The sequence below is a fragment of the Brevibacterium iodinum ATCC 49514 genome (assembly GCF_900169265.1).
Classification (GTDB): Bacteria; Actinomycetota; Actinomycetes; order Actinomycetales; family Brevibacteriaceae; genus Brevibacterium; species Brevibacterium iodinum.
Genome location: NZ_FXYX01000032.1, coordinates 1 through 21,881 on the forward strand (window position 1 = coordinate 1; position 21,881 = coordinate 21,881).

At 65.8% G+C, this 21,881-nt stretch carries 19 protein-coding genes and 1 pseudogene; 3 read left to right on the forward strand and 17 right to left on the reverse strand.

Features of this window, described 5'->3' with window-relative positions; translation table 11 throughout:
• Nucleotides 1-308 precede the first annotated feature (308 nt).
• The 3 genes from BI49514_RS15075 to BI49514_RS15085 all read right to left on the reverse strand — a co-directional run bounded on the left by BI49514_RS15075 (nucleotide 309) and on the right by BI49514_RS15085 (nucleotide 3,979).
• The gene (locus BI49514_RS15075) at nucleotides 309-935 is read right to left on the reverse strand and encodes a superoxide dismutase (protein WP_101547281.1); all 627 of its coding nucleotides are present in this window, start codon (nucleotides 933-935) and stop codon (nucleotides 309-311) included.
• Nucleotides 936-1,137: 202 nt separating this feature from the next.
• Entirely contained in the window at nucleotides 1,138-2,769 is a 1,632-nt protein-coding gene (locus tag BI49514_RS15080) for a thiamine pyrophosphate-binding protein (protein ID WP_101547282.1), read from the reverse strand.
• Between the two features lie 49 nt (nucleotides 2,770-2,818).
• Nucleotides 2,819-3,979, reverse strand: coding sequence for a Glu/Leu/Phe/Val dehydrogenase dimerization domain-containing protein (locus BI49514_RS15085; protein ID WP_101547283.1), 1,161 nt, complete (start codon nucleotides 3,977-3,979; stop codon nucleotides 2,819-2,821).
• A gap of 120 nt (nucleotides 3,980-4,099) precedes the next feature.
• Here BI49514_RS15085 and BI49514_RS15090 point away from each other — a divergent pair.
• Nucleotides 4,100-4,512: pseudogene (locus tag BI49514_RS15090) on the forward strand (SDR family oxidoreductase); the annotation flags it as partial.
• A 106-nt stretch (nucleotides 4,513-4,618) separates the two neighbouring features.
• Here BI49514_RS15090 and BI49514_RS15095 read toward each other — a convergent pair.
• The 14 genes from BI49514_RS15095 to BI49514_RS15160 form a co-directional block, all read right to left on the reverse strand.
• Nucleotides 4,619-5,278, reverse strand: coding sequence for a TetR/AcrR family transcriptional regulator (locus BI49514_RS15095; RefSeq protein ID WP_101547284.1), 660 nt, complete (start codon nucleotides 5,276-5,278; stop codon nucleotides 4,619-4,621).
• A 77-nt stretch (nucleotides 5,279-5,355) separates the two neighbouring features.
• Complete coding sequence (locus BI49514_RS15100; RefSeq protein ID WP_420808576.1) at nucleotides 5,356-6,621, reverse strand: M16 family metallopeptidase; 1,266 nt, start codon at nucleotides 6,619-6,621, stop codon at nucleotides 5,356-5,358.
• 68 nt (nucleotides 6,622-6,689) lie between these two features.
• Nucleotides 6,690-8,912 (reverse strand): polyribonucleotide nucleotidyltransferase, encoded by a 2,223-nt coding sequence (locus BI49514_RS15105; RefSeq protein WP_101547285.1) that lies wholly within the window; start codon nucleotides 8,910-8,912, stop codon nucleotides 6,690-6,692.
• Nucleotides 8,913-9,300: 388 nt separating this feature from the next.
• Complete coding sequence (gene rpsO, locus BI49514_RS15110) at nucleotides 9,301-9,570, reverse strand: 30S ribosomal protein S15 (protein WP_101547286.1); 270 nt, start codon at nucleotides 9,568-9,570, stop codon at nucleotides 9,301-9,303.
• Between the two features lie 91 nt (nucleotides 9,571-9,661).
• Nucleotides 9,662-10,600 (reverse strand): bifunctional riboflavin kinase/FAD synthetase, encoded by a 939-nt coding sequence (locus tag BI49514_RS15115; protein ID WP_101547287.1) that lies wholly within the window; start codon nucleotides 10,598-10,600, stop codon nucleotides 9,662-9,664.
• 90 nt (nucleotides 10,601-10,690) lie between these two features.
• Nucleotides 10,691-11,062: a hypothetical protein gene (locus tag BI49514_RS15120; protein ID WP_101547288.1), complete on the reverse strand. Its 372-nt coding sequence runs from the start codon at nucleotides 11,060-11,062 to the stop codon at nucleotides 10,691-10,693.
• The gene (locus BI49514_RS15125) at nucleotides 11,052-11,672 is read right to left on the reverse strand and encodes a hypothetical protein (protein ID WP_101547289.1); all 621 of its coding nucleotides are present in this window, start codon (nucleotides 11,670-11,672) and stop codon (nucleotides 11,052-11,054) included. Before BI49514_RS15125 ends, BI49514_RS15120 begins: the two co-directional genes overlap by 11 nt.
• Nucleotides 11,673-11,770: 98 nt before the next feature.
• Nucleotides 11,771-12,709 carry a tRNA pseudouridine(55) synthase TruB gene (gene truB, locus BI49514_RS15130; RefSeq protein WP_101547290.1) on the reverse strand — a complete coding sequence of 313 codons (939 nt, stop codon included), beginning with the start codon at nucleotides 12,707-12,709 and terminating at the stop codon, nucleotides 11,771-11,773.
• A gap of 12 nt (nucleotides 12,710-12,721) precedes the next feature.
• A complete protein-coding gene (locus BI49514_RS15135) occupies nucleotides 12,722-13,603 on the reverse strand; it encodes a VldE C-terminal domain-containing protein (RefSeq protein WP_101547291.1) in 882 nt (293 codons plus the stop codon).
• A gap of 194 nt (nucleotides 13,604-13,797) precedes the next feature.
• Nucleotides 13,798-14,232, reverse strand: coding sequence for a 30S ribosome-binding factor RbfA (gene rbfA / locus BI49514_RS15140; RefSeq protein WP_101547292.1), 435 nt, complete (start codon nucleotides 14,230-14,232; stop codon nucleotides 13,798-13,800).
• Nucleotides 14,233-14,421: 189 nt separating this feature from the next.
• Entirely contained in the window at nucleotides 14,422-17,397 is a 2,976-nt protein-coding gene (gene infB, locus BI49514_RS15145; protein WP_101547293.1) for a translation initiation factor IF-2, read from the reverse strand.
• A gap of 130 nt (nucleotides 17,398-17,527) precedes the next feature.
• Nucleotides 17,528-17,866, reverse strand: coding sequence for a YlxR family protein (locus BI49514_RS15150; protein WP_318278474.1), 339 nt, complete (start codon nucleotides 17,864-17,866; stop codon nucleotides 17,528-17,530).
• 9 nt (nucleotides 17,867-17,875) lie between these two features.
• Complete coding sequence (nusA, locus tag BI49514_RS15155; RefSeq protein ID WP_101547295.1) at nucleotides 17,876-18,838, reverse strand: transcription termination factor NusA; 963 nt, start codon at nucleotides 18,836-18,838, stop codon at nucleotides 17,876-17,878.
• Between the two features lie 137 nt (nucleotides 18,839-18,975).
• On the reverse strand, nucleotides 18,976-19,440 hold the full coding sequence (locus tag BI49514_RS15160; protein WP_101547296.1) for a ribosome maturation factor RimP: 465 nt from the start codon (nucleotides 19,438-19,440) through the stop codon (nucleotides 18,976-18,978).
• Nucleotides 19,441-19,701: 261 nt separating this feature from the next.
• Here BI49514_RS15160 and BI49514_RS15165 point away from each other — a divergent pair, with 261 nt between their 5' ends.
• Together BI49514_RS15165 and BI49514_RS15170 are read left to right on the forward strand one after the other, a co-directional pair.
• Nucleotides 19,702-20,700: a hypothetical protein gene (locus BI49514_RS15165; RefSeq protein ID WP_101547297.1), complete on the forward strand. Its 999-nt coding sequence runs from the start codon at nucleotides 19,702-19,704 to the stop codon at nucleotides 20,698-20,700.
• Entirely contained in the window at nucleotides 20,697-21,716 is a 1,020-nt protein-coding gene (locus BI49514_RS15170) for an aminoglycoside phosphotransferase family protein (protein ID WP_101547298.1), read from the forward strand. Before BI49514_RS15165 ends, BI49514_RS15170 begins: the two co-directional genes overlap by 4 nt.
• Nucleotides 21,717-21,881 lie beyond the last annotated feature (165 nt).

Below are 21,881 nucleotides of genomic sequence, written 5' to 3' on the forward strand. Positions count from 1 at the left end.
GAGAGGATCTCGACACGGCTTGGCGGTCTTGCCCCGATGGAATATCGGACCAAGACCGCCACAGCCGAACAGCCGGTAACTGCTTTATGCTGACCCCACAGCAGTCCAACTATTGGGGACCACTCCACGCCAGGTATCTGGGCCCCCGTCGGGTAGTTCTTGCGCGGTCTGAGAATCGGGGTCATCCGGCCACCCTATCCGCGGTCACCGCTCCGCCGGTGCCCGTTCCGCTCCCCAAACAACGTGACGGCGCCCCAGCAACCTGGCGAGAGGTTGCTGGGGCGCCGTCGGGTAGCAATAAGGAGGGGTCAGCCGAGGAGGAGGCCCTTCGTCTGAGCGACTGCGCGGTCGAAGCGTGCGCCGGCATCTGCCCAGTTCACGATGTTCCACCAGGCCTTGACGTAGTCGGGCTTGACGTTCTGGTAGTCGAGGTAGAAGGCGTGCTCCCACATGTCGAGCTGCAGAACCGGGGTGCCGCCGAGCTGGATGTCGGACTGCTGGTCCTTGAGCTGCTCGATGAAGAGGTTTCCGCCGAGCTGGTCGTAGACGAGGACGGCCCAGCCGGAGCCCTGGATCGTGGTGGCTGCGGTGGTGAAGTGCTCGCGGAACCTGTCGAAGGAACCGAACTGGTCATCGATGGCAGCGGCGAGTTCACCGACCGGCTTGTCTCCACCGTCCGGGGACATGTTGTTCCAGAAGATCGAGTGGTTGACGTGTCCGCCGAGGTTGAACGCGAGGTCGCGGGTCAGTTTCGGCACATTGGCGAGGTTGCCGGATTCGCGGGCTTCGGCCAGCTGCTCAACGGCGGTGTTGGCGCCCTTGACGTAGGTGGCGTGGTGCTTGTCGTGGTGCAGCTCCATGATGCGAGCCGAGATGTGCGGCTCAAGAGCGGAGTAGTCGTAGGGCAGTTCCGGAAGTGTGTACTGCTCAGCCATGAGATTCCTCCTGATCAGATTTGATGACCACCACATCGGTGGCTTCATTTCGACCCTATCCCAGGGTCTCATCTCGGACAACAAGAGCCCCTCGGGTCCTATTCCAAAACATGTGAAAAGAACCGCAAACCTGTCCTCTCGCCCCCGATCCGAGGATTCCACTGTCCCGGTGTCCCGAATCCTGAGACGCCGAACGGAGCTTTCACCGCGGAAGCATGGCCTCCCCTGCCCGCGATCGTTCGGTGATGTGGATGAGTGTCGGTCCCGCATTGTCGTCCGCCTCGTGAAGGGCCGCCAGCAGCGCGTCCTCACCGTCGACGTGGACCCCGCGGGCACCCATCGCCCGTGCCAGGGCCGGGAAATCCGGACCGGCGAGGACGACTCCGGAGGGTTCGTCGCCGCGGTCGGCCATTTCGTTGCGGATCTCCCCGTAGCCGCCGTTGTCGACGATGACGAGGGTGACCTGCACCTGCGCCTGGACGGCTGCCGCGAGTTCGGCGATCGTGAACATCGATCCGCCGTCGCCTTCGATCGCAATCACCCGCGCCGAGGCGGTCGCGAGCTTCGCGCCGATCCCCGCCGGCAGCCCGTAGCCGAGGGTCCCGGCCCCAGCCGGGTAGAGGAACCTGTCCCCCGCCCTGGCCGACCATCCGGTCTGCACTCCGTAGTAACAGGCCATCGTCGAATCCGCCGCGACGATCACGGGCGAGTCCGCCGAGCCGGTGAAGGAGTTGAGTGCCGCGCACAGGTCCGCCCAAGGGCGCCCCGCTGCTTCGGCCGCCGAGGTGGCCGCCGCCTTCTTCTGCTCCGCCCAGTCCGCGACCGCCCGGGTGGTCGCCTCGGACCGGCGCGACCTGAGCGCATTGACCAGCGGGGTCGTCGCCGATGCCGCGTCGGCGAGGATCGGATGGGTCACCTCGGCGTTCGTGAGCATCTGGACTTCGTCGATGTCGATGCGCACGACCGTCTCCGGCAGAGGCAGCGGTTCGGGCCAGAAGTCACTCGGTGCCAGTTCTGTGCCGATGGCGATGACGGCGTCGGCGCCATCGAGCAGTTCGGGCAGGGAGTCGAGGACTCCGACGGCCCCGAGGCACAGCGGTTCGCTGTCGTCGATGATGCCCTTCGCATTCGAGGACAGGATGATCCCGGCACCCAGTGTCTCAGCCAGATCGAGGAGCGCGGGCCCGGCCGATCGGGCTCCGGCGCCGGCGATGATGAACGGTCGCTGGGCCTCTGCGACCGCCTCGGCGGCGGTGTCCACGGCGTGCGGATCGGCGGTCGGAAGGGGTCGGGCGATCGAGGGGTGGAGGCTGCCGGGTCCGGTGGCCTCGATGAGGTCGAGGGGGATCTCGATGGCGGCGGGTCGGGTGCGTCCGGCGCGCATGGCCGTCAGGGTCTGTCCGACGGCCAGGGACACTTCGCCGGGGCTGGTGACGCGGTGGACCTCGGTGAGGACGGCCCGCAGTGCGGCCGCCTGGTCGCGGACTTCGTGGAGGAGTCCGTTGCCGCGGCCGGGGTGGGTCAGCGGCATTCCGGGGCAGATGAGGAGCACGGGCACCGAGTCGGTGAAGGACTGGAGCAGGGCGGTGAGTGCGTTGAGCACTGCGGGTCCCGTGGTCGTGACGACGACGTTGACCTCGCCGGTGCTCCGGGCTGCGCCGTCGGCCATATAGCCGGCGCCCTGTTCGTGACGTGGGGAAACGATGTCGATGCCGTGAGCGCTCAGTTGGGCGAAGATCTCGAGATTGTGGGTGCCGGGGATGCCGAAGACTCGCGTGATGCCTTCGGCTTTGAGCGCTCTGGCCAGATGGGCGCCGCCGGTGAGGTCGACCATAAAAGTTCCTCCGATTGTGTGGTCGCAGTTTGAGGGGTGTCGACGGTGCTCAGAGATCGCCGGCGTGGAGCGCTGCGAGATTCGCATCGGCCTTCGCCTGCGCGGCCGCACGCGGGCTGATGCCCTGGTCGCGAGCGACGGCGAGGACCTCGGTGGTGAGCTCGCGCAGGGTCGTCGTGACGATGGTGCGGCTGTCCTCCCAGCTGCCGTCGACGTCGCCGAAGGTCACCCACCACCACCAGGCGTTCGTCGCCGAGTTCGCGAGGAAGTCCGGGATGACGGTGACGCTGCGGGCCAGCAGCGACTCTTCGGCTGCGGGCAGGACGGGCATGTTCGCGGCCTCGACGATGAGTGAGGCGATGATGCGGTCGCAGTTGTCCGGGGTGATCGAGTAGCTCACTGCCGCGGGGACGAGAACATCGGCGTCGGCAGCGAGCCAGTCGTCGCGATCGCCGACTTGGTCCTCCGGGCGCAGCGCTTCGCGGTCGATACCGCCGAACTGGTCCCGAGTGGCGAGCAGAGCTTCGACGTCGAGCCCAGCAGGGTTGGACACGAACCCGTCGGCGTCGGCGATGCCGACGATGCGCAGTCCCGCCTCGGCGAGATGGCGGGCGGTGGCACCGCCCATGGAGCCGAATCCCTGGATGACGGCGGTGGATTCTCTCGGGTGGCGGCCGGCGTCGTGCAGGGCCGCAATCACCGAGGTGGCCACACCGAGGCCGCCGACGAGTTCGTCTTGGGCGACGCCGTCAACGATGGCGGAGAAGGCCTTGGTCGCGCGGGCCTCGACGGCGGCCGGATCGGCGACGAGCTTGTTGACAGCGGAGAGTCCCGAGCCGAGTTCGCGGCGGGCGAGGATCTCGTCGATGTCGTCCTGGCGGACGCCGAGGTCTTCGCCGAGAGCCCAGTAGGCGTGCATGATCGGGTTGATGTCGACGAGGAAGCGTTCGAGGACGTCCTTGGCTCCGGGTGCGCGGGGGTCGAAGTCGATTCCGCCCTTGGCTCCGCCGACGGGCACATAGTGCCGGCCCTCGCGGAGGTGGATGGCTTCTTTCCGGGTCATCCCCTGAGCGAGTCCGCGCACCTCTTCGAGGGTGCAGCCTTTGCGCATGCGCAGCCCGCCCGAAGCGGTGCCGCGCACAAGAGTGTCGATGACGGCGTACCCGAGTGCACCGGTGTCCGGATCCTGCCAAGTGATGTCCATGAACATGGGGCTCCCAAAAGATCGGCGTCTCAATACTCTTACTGAACAGCTATTCAGTAAGACGTGTGACTCCAGTCTGTCCGGGTGAGGGCCACCACGTCAAGGCCGCTAGGATCGATGCATGCCGACAGCTTCGACCGCCACATAGCTGTCCACGCACGCGCGTCGCTGCTGCTCATCGCGGCGTTCGCGAGGCAGATCGGCGTTCGCGAGGCGCGATCGTCGCCTTCACCAGTGACCACGCCACGGGCAATCTGCCCAACGGGGCGTCGAAAGGCGCACTCGATCGCATTGTCATCTCCGCTGCACGGGAACTCGGACCGAAGGGGATCTCGGCGAACGTCGTCAATCCGGGCCCGATCGATACGGGCTGGATGGATGACGAGACGAGAACCGGGCTGATTCCCTATCAGCCGCTCGGCCGCATGGGCACTCCTCGCGATATCGCCGGAGTCACGGCCTTTCTGCTCTCCGATGAGGGCCGGTGGATCACCGGCCAACTGCTGTCTGCCGACGGAGGGTTCTCCGCTCGCTACTGATGGGAGCACACGGCAGTCGACCTCAGCACTATCCGGAAGCGATTGTTGGGTCGATCCACGGTGTTTCTGACGTCCAGAACACCGTGGATCGACCCAACAATCGCCCTCAGTGAAGTTCGCGGGTGAGGAAGCCGTCGACCCAGGTGTTCAGCACCTCAGTGTCAACGGTCTCCGAATTGACCATCACCTGGATAGCCAGGCCGTCCAAGAAGGCGAGGATCCGGGTCGCGCCCGCCGCGGTGCCGCCATCAGGTGCCATGCACTCCCCCGCCGCGATGGCCTCGTCCATGAGATGCACGAGAATCGATTTCCACTCGCGGTCGAGAGCGGCGAACGTCGACCGCAGAGCATCATCGAAGAGCCCGGCCGACCACCCATCGATCCAGATCTTCCAGCTGCGTGAGGCTCCGTTGGGCAGGTACCAGCCGACAACCTCACGCAGTCGCTGCCTCGCCGATGACCGTCCCCGCGCCGAGGCGCTCGCCACCGTGGCATCTGCACCGCCGTTTTCCGGTCGCTCACGCGCCGGGGGCGTCCCGGCGGCCAGTTCCCGAGCATGGTCGATGTCTTGCCGCCCGGCGAAATCGAAGGCCTCGGCGACGAGGGCTTCCTTCGTCTCGAAGTGGTAGATGACGAGACTGGCGCTCAAGCCCAGACGCGCGGCGACGTCGGAGACCCGCAGCGCGCGCAGACCCGTCGCCTCGATCTCCTCGACCGTGGCCGCCAGGATCTCCTCCCGGCGGACCGCTGCGCTCTTCCTCGCCATCTCGCCTGTCTCCTTTCACGTTCCAGCCGACCGGCATCCCGCGCCCGAGGCCCGAAGCCCCGAATGCGGCGACGCACTCAGGGCAATTCGACCTCGGCGGCCGGTCCGACCAGCGCCAGAGCCTTGGGCCGCGACAGCAGCCGTCCGGCCATCTCGCTGACGTCTTCGGCCGTGACCGAGCGGACGCGTTCGATGAGGTCCATCGGCGATTCGAGCGGCAGCCCGAAGATCTCCGACCGCGCGAGACGATTCATCCGCGCCGCAGACGACTCGAGACCGAGCACCATCGAGCCTGAGAGCTGGGACACGATCTCGTCGAGCTCGAACTGGCTCGGCGTCTCCTGCGCCAACCGGTCCCATTCGCTCATGGCCAGGTCGACGACGGCCTGAGCGTTCTCGGCCGTACAGCCGGCGTAGATGCCGAAGGTGCCGGTATCCGTGAATTGACTGGCCACACAGTTCACGGCATAGGCCAGTCCACGCTCCTCGCGCACGCTCTGGAACAGCCGCGACGACATTCCGCCGCCGAGCATGGTCAGCATGACCGAGTAGATGAAACGGTCGTCATGGCCTTCTGCCAGGCCTTCGCAGCCGAGCATGATGCCCAGCTGTTCGATGTCCTTGACCGTATGCGACTTCCCGGAGTGGAACTCCGGACGCACCCGTGCGGCCCCACCGAGGTGCGAGCCCTTCGCCACCGAGGCGGCGTCCCCGGTCCCCGCACCCGACCACACGTCGCCACGGGACCCGAGCCCCGCCTCGGCGAGGGCTTCCTCGACCATCGCGAGCACTTCTTCATGGGTCGCCCCGCCTGCGGCAGCTATGACCAGCCGCGGCGGAATGTACGTCGACTGGTAGTGGTCGATGACCGTGTGGTGGCCGAGCACCCTGATCTGGTCCTTCGTCGCACCCACCGGCCGGGCCAGCGAGTGCTGCCCGAAGACGAGTGCATCGAAGTCGTCGAAGAGCACATCGCCGGGGTCATCGGCCGACATCGCGAGCTCTTCGATGATGACGCCGCGCTCACGTTCGAACTCCTCCACATCGAGCTGGGAGTTCGAGACCATGTCGACGAGCAGCCCGGTGATGTCCGGCAGATCGGTCACCAGGCACCTCGAGTAGTAGCAGGTGAGCTCCTTGGCGGTGATCGCGTTCGAGTCCCCGCCCGTACGGTCGAAGGCCGCGGCAATCGACTTCGCGTCCCGGGTGCCCGTGCCCTTGAACAGCATGTGCTCGAGGAAATGCGTGGAGCCTGCGGTCTCGGCGGATTCGTCGCGGGAGCCTGCAGCGACCCAGATCCCGATCGTCTCCGAGGCCAAGCCCGGCATGAATTCGGTGGTCAGCGTCAAACCACCGGGGAGGACAGACCGATCGATTCGGCTGCCCTCCCCGGTGTGTGAACTATTCAGTATCAGTTGTCTGATCCCTCTTCGTCCGAGTTCTCGTCGTCATCGGTGACCGGGGCCAGCGAGAGCTTGCCGCGGTCATCGATCTTCGTGATCTCGACCTGGACCTTCTGGCCCACACCGACGACGTCTTCGACGTCCTCGACGCGCTTGCCGTCGTTGAGCTTACGCAGCTCGGAGATGTGCAGCAGGCCGTCCTTGCCCGGGGTCAGGGACACGAATGCGCCGAAGCTCATCATCTTGACCACGGTGCCCAGGTAGCGTTCGCCGACCTCGGGAACCTGCGGGTTCGCGATCGCATTGATCATCGACCGGGCGGCCTCGGCGGCCGGTCCGTCCGTGGCACCGATGAGGACGGTTCCGTCGTCTTCGATGCTGATGTCCGCGCCGGTGTCCTCCTGGATCTGGTTGATCATCTTGCCCTTGGGCCCGATGACCTCACCGATCTTGTCGACGGGGATGTTCACGGAGATGATCCGCGGTGCCGTCGGTGCCATCTCGGCCGGGGCGTCGATGGCCTCTGCGATGACGTCGAGGATGACCATGCGTGCTTCGCGGGCCTGCTTGAGGGCGGCACCGAGCACCGAGGCGGGAAGGCCGTCGAGCTTGGTGTCGAGCTGGATCGCGGTGATGAAGTCACGCGTACCGGCGACCTTGAAGTCCATATCGCCGAAGGCATCTTCGGCACCGAGGATGTCGGTCAGAGCCGCGTAGGCGGTCTGCTCACCCTGGTCGGTGGAGATGACGTCGGAGACGAGACCCATGGCAATGCCGGCGACGGGCGCCTGCAGCGGCACACCGGCCGAGAGCATAGCCAGCGTCGAGGCGCAGACCGAGCCCATCGAGGTCGAACCGTTCGAACCGAGGGCCTCGGAGACCTCACGGATCGCGTACGGGAAGTCCTCACGCTTGGGCAGAACAGGCACGAGGGCGCGTTCGGCCAGTGCGCCGTGGCCGATCTCGCGGCGCTTCGGGCTGCCCACACGACCGGTCTCACCGACCGAATAGGGCGGGAAGTTGTAGTGGTGCATGTAGCGCTTCGACGTCTCGGGTGAAAGCGAGTCGATGGTCTGCTCGAGCTTGAGCATATTCAGGGTGGTGACACCCAAGATCTGGGTCTCGCCGCGTTCGAAGATGGCCGAACCGTGCACGCGCGGGATGACGTTCGTCTCGGCGGTGAGCGGACGGATGTCCTTGAGCCCGCGACCGTCGATGCGGACCTGCTCGGTGAGGATGCGCTTGCGCACAACCTGCTTGGTCAGCGCGTTGAGAGCGTTCGCGATCTCCTTTTCACGGCCCTCGAAGCGCTCCCCGAGCTTCTCGAAGAGCTCGTCGAGGAGGGCGGCACCGGCGGCTTCGCGCTCCTGCTTGTCGGCGATCTTGAAATTCTCGGTCTGCTTCGCCTCGGCGAGTTCCTTCACCGCTTCGAAGACGTCGTCCTCGTAGTCGCGGAAGACGGGGAATTCGACGGTCGGCTTCGCGGCGCGATCGGCGAGTTCGGACTGCGCACGGCAGAGCTCGGCGATGAACGGCTTCGCAGCTTCGAGACCTTCGGACACGACCTCCTCGGTGGGGGCCTGGGCGCCGGTCTTGATCTTGTCGATGGCGTTGTCGGTGGCTTCGGCCTCGACCATCATGATGGCGACGTCGTCACCGACGACTCGACCGGCGACGACCATGTTGAACACGGCGTCCTTGAGCTGCGAGTGGTTCGGGAAGGCGACCCACTGGCCGTCGATGAGCGCGATGCGCACACCGCCGATGGGGCCGGAGAACGGCAGACCCGAGAGCTGAGTCGACATCGACGCGGCGTTGATGGCCAGAGCGTCGTAGATGTGGTCGGGATTGACCGACATCACGGTGACGACGACCTGAACCTCGTTGCGCAGGCCCTTGACGAACGAGGGGCGCAGCGGACGGTCGATGAGGCGGCAGGTCAGGATCGCGTCGGTCGAGGGGCGTCCCTCACGGCGGAAGAACGAGCCGGGGATGCGGCCGGCGGCGTACATGCGCTCTTCGACGTCGACGGTCAGCGGGAAGAAGTCGAAGCCCTCACGGGGGTTCTTTCCGGCCGAGGTGGCCGAGAACAGCATGGTGTCGTCGTCGAGGTAGGCGACGGCGGACCCGGCGGCCTGCTGGGCAAGTCGTCCGGTTTCGAAGCGAATGGTGTGTTTGCCGAAGCTGCCGTTGTCGATATGGGCAACGGCGGATTCAGGGTTGAGTCCCACGTAGTCTCCTAGTTTGTGCCGGTGCGCGGCGGTCATCGCAAGACCTGCAACGCTCGAGGGAGGCCCCTCGGCGCGAAGAGGCAACGCTCTGCATTGCACAGTGCGAAGCCCCGCGCCCTTCCGGCGGGATATTTGCAGTGGACGATGCATGGATCCACGCCGGTCATCGATCGGGGCCCACGGAACCGGTGGCGGCAACCACTTGCATCTGCAAGCCTGTGTCAGCGCGCGTTCCTCCGGAGGCCACTACCGAAGACCGAAACGTCCATGGCATGTGCGTCCACGCATGAGTCTACCGCAGAAGCACGAAAGCGCCCCACCGAGAGGTGGGACGCTTCCGAACAGTTCGAGACGGTCCGATCAGACGGTGCTGATCAGCAGACTCGAATCAGCGGCGCAGGCCGAGGCGCTTGATGAGCGAACGGTAACGCTCGATGTCGACCTTCGCGAGGTACTTGAGCATGCGGCGACGCTGGCCGACGAGGAGCAGCAGGCCACGACGCGAGTGGTGGTCGTGCTTGTGATCCTTGAAGTGCTCGGTCAGGTCGATGATCCGGCGGGTCAGCAGGGCAACCTGGACCTCGGGAGAACCGGTGTCGCCCTCATGAGTTGCATATTCCTTGATGATCTCTTGCTTCACAGCGGTGTCGAGAGCCATGGAGTTCTCCTTCGTGTCGTTGCGCGGCGCAGGGACCTGAAGTCTCTGCCCTATGGGACCGCGGCCGGTGAAAACGGCAGAGATCAGCTTATCAGGTGCGCAGGACCTCGCGCACATCGGCGATGTCCTCATGCATCTGCACGATGAGGTCGTCCATCCCGGTGAACGCGACCTGCCCGCGGATGCGGGAGACGAATTCGAGAGTCATCTCACGGTCGTAGACGTCGAATTCGCCGAATTCCTTGTCGAGCACGTACGCCTCGACCCGTCGGACCTGCCCTTGGAAGGTCGGGTTCGTGCCCACAGAGATCGCGGCCGGGTACGCCTGATCCTCACCGGAGAACGTCGCCCAGCCGGCGTAGACGCCGTCGGCGGGGACGAGTCCGTCGGGATTCTCCGAGAGGTTCGCCGTCGGGAATCCCAGGTCGCGTCCGCGAGCATCGCCATGGACGACGGTGCCGTGGAGTGCATGATAGCGCCCGAGCTGGTCGGCCGCCTCGGCGACATCACCGGCAGTAAGCTGCTCCCGGATCCGGGAGGACGAATACCGGCCCCCGCGCCCGACTTCGTCGATCGTTTCGACACGGAACCCGAATCTCTCGCCGAGGCGGCGCAGAGTCTCGATCGTGCCTTCGTTGTCCTTGCCGAAACGGACATCGTCGCCGACGACGACGATCTTCGCGCGCAGGGCTTCGACGAAGTACCGGCGCACGAATTCCTCGGCCGACTGGGCGGCGAAGTCGAGGTCGTAGGGCTGGACGAGGAGGCCGTCGATACCGGTGGCGGCGATGAGGTCGGCGCGCTGCCGGGTCGAGTTGATCATCATGGTCGGCTCTTCGGGGCGGTGGACCGTGCGCGGGTGGGGATCGAAGGTCATTGCGATCGAGCGCAGGCCCTCTTGCCTGGCCAGGGCGGCCACGGTGGTCAGGACCGTTTCGTGTCCGCGGTGCACGCCGTCGAAGTTGCCGAGGGTGACGACGGTGCCGACAGCGTCGACCTCGACCTCACCGAGTCCGTGATACAGCTCCACCAGACATTCGCTCCTTCCGTGCACCGATTCAGATTATCGCAGAGATCTTCCGCCTCCTAACCCGGACCCCGCCGAGGCGGAAGGACAGGTTCAGCCGATGATCGCCCACCCGATGACGCCGAGGAGGGAGGCCAGGGCGATGGAGACGAAGGTGCCGATGATGAACCGCTCCCCCGCGGCCGCCGAGGATTTGATCTCCGCGAAGCGTCCGAGCCCTTTGACCGCGATGACCACGGCCATGAGTTCGGGTCGGCCGAGCACGATCGCTCCGGCGATGAGTGCGCGTTCGACGATGCCGATCCACAGTCCGCCGCGCAGGACTTCGACGTCCTCTGATCCTGTGCGTTCGGGTTTGGAGCCCGGGCCGGCATGGGTGAGGCGGAGGAGGAGCGGGACGAGTGGCCAGCCGATGAGGGCTGCGATGATGGCGGCGGTGATGGCGACGAGCAAGTCAGTCCACATGTGCGTCTCCTTCCGCCAGGGCTCGCTGGAGCCGGTCGAGGTGATGTCGGGCCAGGTGCTCGGCTCCGGCGATGATCTCGGCGGGGCCGGCCGCCAGCACCCGGGAGACCGCCTGTTGGGAGACGTCGAATTCTGCGGCGATCTCGGCCTGAGTGGCATCAGGGTGGTCGAGTCGGTATCCGACGTAACCGCGGGAGTGACCGCGCAGCTCTGTCAGCGTGCTGATGAGGAGCCGCAGAGCCGCCTCCGCCAGCCCACGATGGTCACTGTCCGCATCGGCGCTGACGACGAGGTGGGCGGGTGCGGATTTGGCGGCTTCGACCGCCTGGCGGGCGGAGTAGAATGCCTCTCCCCTGCCCTCGGTGGTCGTCTCGGGCAGCGGCCGTTCGACCTCGCCGATTCCGAGGCCGATATGCCAACCGGAGTTGATGCCGATACGGCGCACCACCTCGGCGACGGCGTCGGGATCGTCGAGGACCCCTTGGACCTCGTCACCGATGGTGCGGGCGAAGGGAACGACCGTGTCGATCGGAGAGAGAGCATCGAGGATCCGGGGCACCGCGTCGGCGTTCGACCGCGAATCCTGCTGGTCGATGGTCAAGACGAACATAGGGCAAGTAGACCAGATGATTGGCTCGAATACAAGATTTTGAGTTGTATTTGACAGTTACAACTGAACACGTTGTTTCGAGAGTGGGGCTGGCCCCTTCAGGCGAGGTCGATGGCAAAGGCGGTCAGTGACTTCAGACCGCCGTTCCGACGGACCTCGGCCACGGAGACGAGTGCATCGTCGCAGACGACGGCGACCTCTCGGTTCCCCGAGTCGCCGGCACTGGGGCCTGCATGCCAATCACCAACGGCGACGGTCTTGCCCTGCATGAGGGCGCGGGCCCGATCGGCATCGACGGTGACGACGGGCAGGAACGTGCGGGCCGCCTCGGCGAGCGAGATGAGGGTGGGCGCGGGAACGTCAAGGTCCTCGGGCAGGGTCACGGCCTGGTCGATGTGGAAATCGCCGACTCGCGTCCTCCGCAGCGCGGTGAGGTGGCCGAAGATGCCGAGGTCGGTGCCGATATCGCGTGCCAGGGCACGCACATAGGTGCCCGAGGAGCAGTCGACTTCGACATCGACGTCGATATGCCCGTCCGCGGAGGAGAAGCGGATGTCGATGATCTGGAACTCCGAGACTTCGACGCGTCGGGCCTTGAGTTCGACGTCTTCGCCGGCGCGGACGCGAGCGTAGGAGCGCTTGCCGTCGACCTTGATCGCCGAGACGGCACTGGGCACCTGATCGATGGGGCCGCGCAACTTGGCCACGGCGGCTTCGATGCTCGCAGCGTCGACACGAGCGAGATCGGACGGGTCGGCGAAGCGATCAGGCTCGGAATCGGCGTCATCGGTCGGGGTAGACGAGCCCAGACGGATCGTCGCGAAGTAGGTCTTCGAGACCCCGGTGATGTAGGTGAGCAGCTTGGTGCCGCGGCCGAGGCCGAGCACAAGGACACCCGTGGCCATGGGATCGAGGGTCCCGGCGTGGCCGACCTTCTTGGTGCCGAACCAGCGGCGGATGCGGGAGACCACGCCGTGGGAGCTCAGTCCCTGCGGTTTGTCGCAGACGAGGACGCCCTGTGGGGAAGTATCGCTCACTGGGTGCGGCGATCAGTTGAAGGACGCGTGCACGTGGTCGAAGTGGTTCGCCGTTGCGTCGCCGCGATCATCCATGCCCTTCCATCCCTGGCCGGGCATCCAGATGCGCTGCTTCCAGATGACGTACTTGACGTTGAGGCTGCCCTGGTTCTGGATGAGGTAGTCGGCGATGCGGTCGCCGGTGGCGCCGGTGATCATGATGTCGACGGCTTCACCGGTGTTGTGATCGGAGCCGGTGCCGGGGCGGCGTCCGCCGAAGGTCTTGACCTCGGGGAACTTCGCGCACACGGCGCGGTAGCCGTTGACGGCGTTCGGCAGCAGACCGGATTCGATCGACGAGGACACGCTGCACGGCGGCGCCGAGGTGTCCGAGGAGGTGCCGTCGCCCTCACCGGAGGACTTCTCATCCGAAGACTTCTCATCGGAGGACGAATCGGCGCTCTTCTCCGAGGTGGCCGAGGATTCGGCGGTCGGTTTGGGCTTCGGCGGAGCCTTGACCTCGAGATCGGTCTTCGAGGTCTTGTTCTTGTACTTCGGGTCGTCCTTGACCTTCTCCAGGTACTCTTCGCCGGCCTTCTTGCGTTCGGCGTCGAGCTCTTTCTGGCTCGCGGTCGAGGCGGTGGTCGACTCCTCGGGGGTCGTCGATGCGGCCTCGGTGGTGACGTTGCCGGACTCGGGCGGTCCCATGACGACGGTCGAACCGACGACTGCGGCGGTCGCGGCCGCTGGAACGGCGATCGCGGCGACGACGGGACGCTGCTTGACGGTCGCCAGCACGGAAGTCGCCGAGGACGGCGCATTCGCTGCGCGTCGGCCTGCGGGGCGCTTGCCAGGAGTCAGGTCCCGGATCAGCTGCTTCGCGAACGACGGCTTCGGTGAGGAGTGCTTACCCAATGCAGAATTCCCTTAACAGAGTCGTAATCATTTCGTTACCGCAAAAAGTCTACGACATCTCGGAAAGATAACAAAACTGTTACGAGAACTTTTTTCGCGACGTGACGAAGCTCAAATCGGGCCCGGAACGGCCGTTCCGCCGCTCCCGACCCGATGACCAGGCGCGATGCAGTCTGTTCGCTGGGATGCGGCGATCACTCCTCGTCGGCGTCGTCGGCCTTCTTGTACGGGTCGGATTCACCTGCATGCTGCGCGTCCTTGGCCAACCCGGCCACTCGAGCATCGTCGGCGGCAGCCTGAGCGAGCAGTCCGTCGAGACGGGCGGCCGCCTCGGGGACGGCGTCGGCGATGAATTCGAGGCTCGGGGTCAGACGGATCGTCAGCCCCTTGCCGACCTCGGAGCGGATGAAGCCCTTGGCCGATTCGAGGGCATGACCGGTGCCGACGAGATCCTGGTCGTCGCCGTAGACGGTGTAGAAGATGGTGGCGTGCTGCAGATCGCCGGTCACGCGGACATCGGTGACGGTGACGAAGCCGAGGCGGGGATCCTTGAGCTTGCGCTCGATGGTGCTGGCGACGATGACCTTGATCTGGTCGGCGATCTTGCGGGCCCGTGTCGAGTCTGCCATGGTGCGTGTCCTTCTGTTCGGGGCCGGAACAACTCTTCCGGCCCTATGTTAGCTGTGCAATCGAACCGGCTCCGGCCGGTCCCCCGTTCGGGGGCCGACCGGAGCCGTCGACTCATGGTGCGAGTCCCATCCTCCTCGGCTGCGCTGCTGCGCTGTCGGATCAGCGGGTGCGACTCACTGTGCGACCGATCAGTCGCGCGGCTTCTCCTGCATCTCGAAGGTCTCGATGATGTCGCCGACGCGCAGGTCGTTGAACTTGCCGAGTCCGATACCGCACTCGTAGCCCTCGCGGACCTCGGTCGCATCGTCCTTGAACCGGCGCAGCGATTCGATGTGGACGTTGTCGCCGATGACGATACCGTCGCGGGTGACGCGAGCGGTCGAGTTCCGCTTGATGAGGCCGTCGCGGACGATCGAACCGGCGATGTTGCCGAACTTCGAGGACCGGAAGACCTCGCGGATCTCCGCGGTACCGGTCTGGACCTCTTCGTACTCGGGCTTGAGCATGCCCTTGAGCGAGGACTCGATGTCGTCGATCGCCTGGTAGATGACCGAGTAGTAGCGGACGTCGACGCCTTCGCGGTCTGCCAGGTCGCGAGCCTTCGCTTCCGGACGGACGTTGAAGCCGAGGACGATCGCGTTGTCGACCGTGGCCAGGTTGATGTCGTTCTCCGTGATCGCACCGACGCCGCGGTGGATGATCCGCAGGTCGACGTCGTCGCCCACATCGATCTTGAGCAGCGAATCCTCAAGCGCTTCGACAGCACCGGAGACGTCACCCTTGAGGATGAGGTTGAGCATGTCGACCTTGCCCTCAGCCAGAGCCTTCGTGAAGTCTTCGAGGCTGATGCGCTTGCGACCGCGGGCCTGAGCGGCGTTGCGCTCGATGGCGTCACGCTTCTCAGCGATCTGACGGGCTGTGCGATCGTCATCGGTGGAGATGAACGAGTCACCGGCACGCGGGACGGACGACAGACCGAGCACCTGCACGGGGCGGGAGGGTCCGGCCTCCTCGACGACGTTTCCGTTCTCGTCGAACATCGCACGCACACGTCCGTAGGCGGTGCCGCAGACGATGGCGTCGCCCTGACGCAGGGTGCCGGACTCGACGAGGACGGTGGCAACCGCACCGCGGCCCTTGTCGAGCTTGGCTTCGATCGCGATGCCGCGAGCGGACTTGTCGGGGTTCGCCCGCAGGTCCAGGGCCGCATCGGTGGTCAGCAGAACGGATTCGAGCAGCTGGTCGATGCCCTCGCGCTTGAGCGCGGAGATCGGCACGAACATGGTCTCGCCGCCGTATTCTTCGGCCACGAGGTTGTATTCGGTCAGCTGCTGCATGACCTTGGCGGGGTTGGCGCCTTCCTTGTCGATCTTGTTCACGGCCACGACGATCGGCACATCGGCCGCCTGAGCGTGGTTGAGAGCTTCGATCGTCTGCGGCATGACGCCGTCGTCGGCGGCGACCACGAGGATCGCGAGGTCCGTCGACTTCGCACCACGGGCACGCATGGCGGTGAAAGCCTCGTGACCCGGGGTGTCGAGGAAGGTGATCTTGCGATCTTCTCCCTCGTGCTCGACCTCGGCCTGGTAGGCACCGATGTGCTGGGTGATTCCGCCGGCCTCGCGGGAAGCGACATTGGCCGAGCGGATCGCGTCGAGCAGCTTGGTCTTACCGTGGTCGACGTGACCCATGACGGTGACGACCGGCGGACGTGCCTGCAGGTCCTCGTCGTCCTCTTCTGCGGCTTCGGCATCGAGGTCGATGTCGAAGGTCTCCAGCAGCTCACGGTCTTCGTCTTCGGGCGAGACGATCTCGATCTTGTAGCCGAGCTCTTCGCCGAGGACCTCGAAGGTCGACTCGTCGAGGGACTGGGTGATCGTGGCCATCTCACCGAGGTGGAAGAGTACGGTCACGAGGTTCGTCGGATCGGTGTTGATCTTCTCGGCGAAGTCCGCCAGCGAGGAGCCGCGACGCAGACGCAGCGGCGTGTTGCCGTCTCCGCGCGGAACAGTGACGCCACCGACCGAGGGAGCCTGCATCTGCTCGAGCTCTGCGCGCTTCGCTCGCTTCGACTTACGTCCCTTCTGACGAGGCCCGCCGCCGCGGCCGAATGCACCCTGCGTGCTTCCGCGACCGCGACCTGAACCGCGACCACCGGGACCGCCGCCGGGTCCACGACGAGGACCGCCGGGAGCGCCGCCCGGGGCACCGGGTGCGCCGCCGCCTGGGGCGTTTCCGCGTCCGCCGCCGCGACCGCGGCCGGGTGCGGGCTTGTTCAGTGCCGAGTTCTTCAGCATCGACGGGTTCGGGCGTGGTGCGCCCGGGCGAGGTGCCGGACGGGGACCGCCCGAGGATTCCTCACCGGATCCGCGCTGCTTCTGGCCGGGCTTCGGCATTCCCTGCGAAGGCGCGAACGGGTTGTTGCCGGGGCGTCCGCCCTGGCCACCCTGACCGCCTTGGCCACCCTGGCCGCCGGAACGACCGCCGGGCTTGGGACCGCGACCGGGCTTCGGCATTCCCTGCGAGGACGCGAAGGGGTTGTTTCCGGGACGCGCGGCACCGCGACCGCCGGGCTTCCCGGCAGCACCCGGCTTGGGAGCACCGGGTTTCGGGGCTCCGGGCTTGGGCGCGGCCGCCGGCTTCGGGGCTCCGGGCTTCGGCGCCGAGGAGGCAGCCGGCTTGGCTGCGGGCGCCTCGGACGATTCGGTTGCCTTCGGAGCAGCCGGGGTCGCCGGCTCAGCGGCAGGCTTCGGTGCGGACTTCGCAGCGGGGGCGGCATCCTCGGCGGGGGCCGATTTCGCCGCACCGGCGGACTTCGCAACGGGGGCGGCATCCTCGGCGGGGGCCGATTTCGCCGCACCGGCGGACTTCGCAGCACCCGGCTTGGCGGCAGACTTCGCGGCGGGCTTGGGTGCGGGCTTCGCACCGGGTTTCGGGGCTCCGGGCTTCGCGGCCGGCTTGGCGGCCTTCTTCGCGCCGGTGGACTTCTCACCATCAGCGGAAGAGGAATCGGCGAATACCTCCTTCACGCGGCGCACGACGGGCGCTTCGAGCGTCGAAGAGGCGGAGCGAACGAATTCGCCCATGTCCTGGAGCTTTTCGAGGACGTTCTTACTTGTTGTGCCGAGCTCTTTCGCGAGCTCATGGACACGGGGCTTTGCCACAGTTCTCCTGTCCGGGTTCTTTCCCGGTCAGGAAAGAACCTCATCAATGAAGAGCAGTACTCATTTCACTGCTCTTTCGAATTCCGTTTGGGTGTCATCGTGCGACACTCACAACTTGTCATCCATTCGGCTACCCGTTCTCTTTGGGTTCGGTGTCCGGCCTCGGGAGGTCCGAGGCGGTGATCTTCGTTCGAAAGGATCGAGCGAAGGCGGCAGTGGTCAGGGCCTTGTCCAGGCACTTCGCATCAGGATGCACCCATGCACCACGTCCCGGCAGTGTCGCTGACACATCGCGGACGACGGCGGGGTGCTGATCGGGGCGGAACACGAAGCGTGTCAGCTCGTCCCGACCGGCCTTCTGCCTACAGGCGATGCACGTCCTTACGGGTCCATCACCAACATTCACAATGAATGATTCTACAGCACCGGCACCCCCGCTCGCGCCAAGGGGGCCAGTGGTGCGAATCACTGCACGAGCCTATTCGCCGGCGACGATGTCGATCTTCCAGCCGGTGAGCTTGGCTGCCAGGCGGGCGTTCTGCCCTTCCTTGCCGATGGCCAGGGACAGCTGGTCGGTGGGGACGACTGCGCGGGATTCCTGAGCGGCGGCGTCGAGGATCTCGACGCTCTTGGCCTTGGCCGGGGACAGGGCGTGGGCGATGAACTTCGCCGGGTCGTCGGAGTAGTCGACGATGTCGATCTTCTCCTGGCCGAGTTCGTTCATCACCGCACGCACACGGGAGCCGAGTTCGCCGATACACGATCCCTTCGCGTTGACTCCTGGCTTCGTGGCGCGCACGGCGAGCTTCGTGCGGTGGCCAGCTTCGCGGGCCAGGGACACGATCTCGACGGTGCCGTCGGCGATCTCCGGAGCCTCGTGGGCGAAGAGTCGGCGCACGAGGTTCGGGTGGGTGCGGGAGACGGTGACCGAGGTGCCCTTCGTGCCTTTGTGCACGTCGGCGATGTAGACGCGCAGTCGGGTGCCGTGGGCGTAGGTCTCGCCGGGGACCTGTTCGTGCGGGGGCAGCACGGCTTCGACGTCTCCGATGTCGACCTGGACCATCTGCGGGTCGCGGCCCTGCTGGATGATGCCCGAGACGATCTCGCCCTCACGGCCTTTGAATGTGCCGAGCAGCGTCTCGTCCTCGACATCGCGCAGCCGCTGGTGGATGACCTGCCGAGCAGTCTGGGCGGCGATGCGGCCGAAGCCGGTGGGAGTGTCGTCGAACTCGCCGATCGGGTTGTCGTCGTTGTCGAATTCCACTGCGAGGATGCGCACCTCGCCGGTGGACTTGTCGAGTTCGGCGCGGGCGTCGGGCCAGGCCCCTTCGGTCTTCTGGTAGGCGAGGAAGAGCGCCTGTTCGATGAGTTCGATGAGGGTTTCCAGCGGAATCTCACGCTCTCGTTCGATGACGCGCAGAACATTGAGGTCGATGTCCATGTCTAAGTCCTCTCTCGCTCAACCGAGCATTGAATTGTCTGTGTTCACTTATGCAGGCGTAACAGTCTATCCCAGTCCGCGCCCGCACTCTGTCTGCGAAGGGGCCGCCTCACCTCCGACGGAACGTGAGGTTCGCCTCAGCGGAACTTCAATTCCACCTGGGCCTGGCGGATCTCGCCGAGATCGACCGTCTTCGACTCCTTGCGCTGGGGGTCCGTGCCCGTGATCGAACTCTCCCCCACCTCGGCGAGGTCGAGCTTGAAGGTGTCCTTCTTCGTCGTGATCTCCAGGCGACGGCCGATGACCCGTCGGAAGTGGCGTGGGGTCTCGAGTTTTCGGGTGGCCCCGGGGCTCGTGACCTCGAGCTGGTACGGCTTGTCCCGGAAGATCTCGACCTCGTCGAGGGCGTCGCCGACGATCTTCGTCGATTCGGCGATCTTCTCCATCGACATCGGATCGGTGCTCGATTCGTCGAGGTCGACGACGACGGTGAGCGTGCGCCGCGGACCGGCCGCCACCGCTTTGACGGTCTCGAGGTGGAATCCCGCATCCTGCAGGGGCGGGGTGAGCAGGCCCTTGATCCGCTCGACGTCTTCGTCCATTTCTCCTCCATATCCTTGTGCGTCCCCTTCGCCGAGGCGAGGCGAGGGGCCGGCGCACCGTGCACGTATGCGACCGCCATGTTCTCACCCACCCTAAGCGACAGCCGCCGTCGAGGTTAAGCCTTCAGCCCGGTTCTGCCGGGTGCGAGTCTCATTCTGCGGTCGGGCGGGTGATGGTCGGTGCCCCACGGCGCTGTCGGGTGTCCCTCGGCGATGGCGGGTGCTCCTCGGCGATGGCGGGGCATCCGATAGGATTGCCGTATGCATTCTCCCGTCAGTCGCCGCGGCCTGTTGACTGCCGGCGTCGGCGGGTTGAGTCTGGGCCTGCTCACCGCCTGCGGCCTGCGACTCGATCAGGATCCCGAGATCCCCACACTTGATGCGACTCAGCAGCTGCGCAATCGCCTGGCCCGCATCTTAGACTCCACTTCTCCCGGCGCCGGTGATCCCGAAACCGCTGGTGAGAACCTTGCTGACTTCGCTGCGGCGATCGGTCCCGAATGGAATCCACCGACCGAATTCGCCACCGAGGCGCCTCCGACCGAGGAGGACCGCACCTTGCTCCAGGCCGCCGAGGTGGCTTCCCGTGCCGTGTTCGAGGCCTCGGCGTCCCTGGGTTCGGATCTCATTCCCGTCCTGGCCGATGTTGCCACGGGTCTGGCTCTGGTCGCCGGGACGAAGAAGCCGGAGATCATCGCCACCGCCGACGAACTCATTCGCGTCGGCCGTGAGGAACTCGACCAGAGCAGAGACGGCGGCGATGATGCGACAGCGTCACCCAGTGCCCCCGGTGGGGCCGACGCGGATGCCGGGACGAACGACTCCGGAAGCCAGGTGCCGAAGGGTCGGGCGGAGATGTTCAACGCGATACTCAATCAGTCGCGGGCTGCCGCATACGGCTATGAACGGCTGGCCGTGAACTTCGATTCGAAGTCGCGTGAACGCAAGACTGCGCTGGCCAGGCTCGAATCCTTGGGTGCCCTGTCCGGGGAGATGCTCGAACGACTCGGTGAGGACGCAGCCGATGCAGCCGCCTCGGCGTGGAAGCTCGATCCCACCCCGACGGATGCGGACTCCGCGAAGGAGTTGGCGCTGTCGTTGGAAGACGGCGTCGCTTCCGCGCTTCTGCCCTGGTTGGAGGCGGACGCCTCGGCGATTCTCCGGCTCTGGGAATCGGCCCGGAACCGGATGGTCTTCGCCGCTCCGCAGCCGCTGCGTTTCGCCTATGACGAACCCGGGCAGGCGGAGGTGCAGGAGTGAAGGTCCCACCTGTTCTCTACCGTGCGACGCGCGAGATCATCGGCGAATATCGCACCGATTCGTGGGTTGCCGCGCTCGACTATATGGCAAACGAACTCCTCGACCGGTGGAAGCTGCGCTTCGACGATGTGCCGGGGGCGCCGTGGGCCGGGTGCGAGTCCTTAGTGATTCCGGTGCTCACACAGGAGAACTATCAGGGCGTGCTGCGGTTTGCGGCTCCCACCTCGGCACATACGGCCGCGCATGCGCAGGTGCTGCGGGCGCTGAAGATGTGGAATGGGCACGGGGCGGTGCGGGTCATCCGGGATGATCGCAGCTTCCGGGTCACTCTGCAGGAGCGACTGCGCACGAAGGACAATCTGTCCGTGCTGCCCCTGGCCGATGTGCCTCCGGTGTGGGGTGCGCTGCAGCGGTCCTTGGAGATTCCGGCGACCTCGGAGTTCCTGCGGGTCCAGGATGTCGTGGCCGGGTGGCTGAATTCGTTCGATGCCGATGCCGCGCTGTTGACCGGGTGGTCGGAGGCGGGTCCGCACGATTCTCTGCTGTTGTCGTTCGCTCGCAATTGGATGCAGACTCTGGCGTCCTCGGATGAGAATTGGCTCATCCACGCCGACCTGCACTACTACAACATCCTCGCCGGCAATCCCGACCCGACGGGCATTTCGACATGGAAGGCCATCGACCCGCAGCCCTTGGCCGGTCCGACCGCATACACCTTGGCTCCGGTGCTGTGGAACCGGCTGGCCGAGATCCCATCGGATCATCCGCAGGCGCAGGCGGCGTGGCTGCGCGGCTTCGCCACGGACCTGGCGCTGTGTGCCGGGGTCGATCCGCAGTACGGTATGGGGGCGACCGTGGCCAGGGAGATCACGAACATGTTCTGGTATCTGCGCGCTGCCTCCGGCGGGTCGAATTCGAGCCTGGCCGATGCTGCCCGCTCCCTATGGGTGTCCCGCGCGCTGTTCGGCGCCGATGTCGCCGGAGTCAACGCCCACGCCCTCAAACCCATCGGATGACCCCTCTTGCTACCTGATGGCGGCCCAGCAACCTCGCGTGGAGTGGTCCCCGAAAGTTGGACTGTGATCAACACAAACCAACTTGAAAGGGACTACTCCATGCGCAAGGACTGCCTGATCACCAACGACCAAGCCCATGCCGCGATCGAACTGTTCGACCAAGGC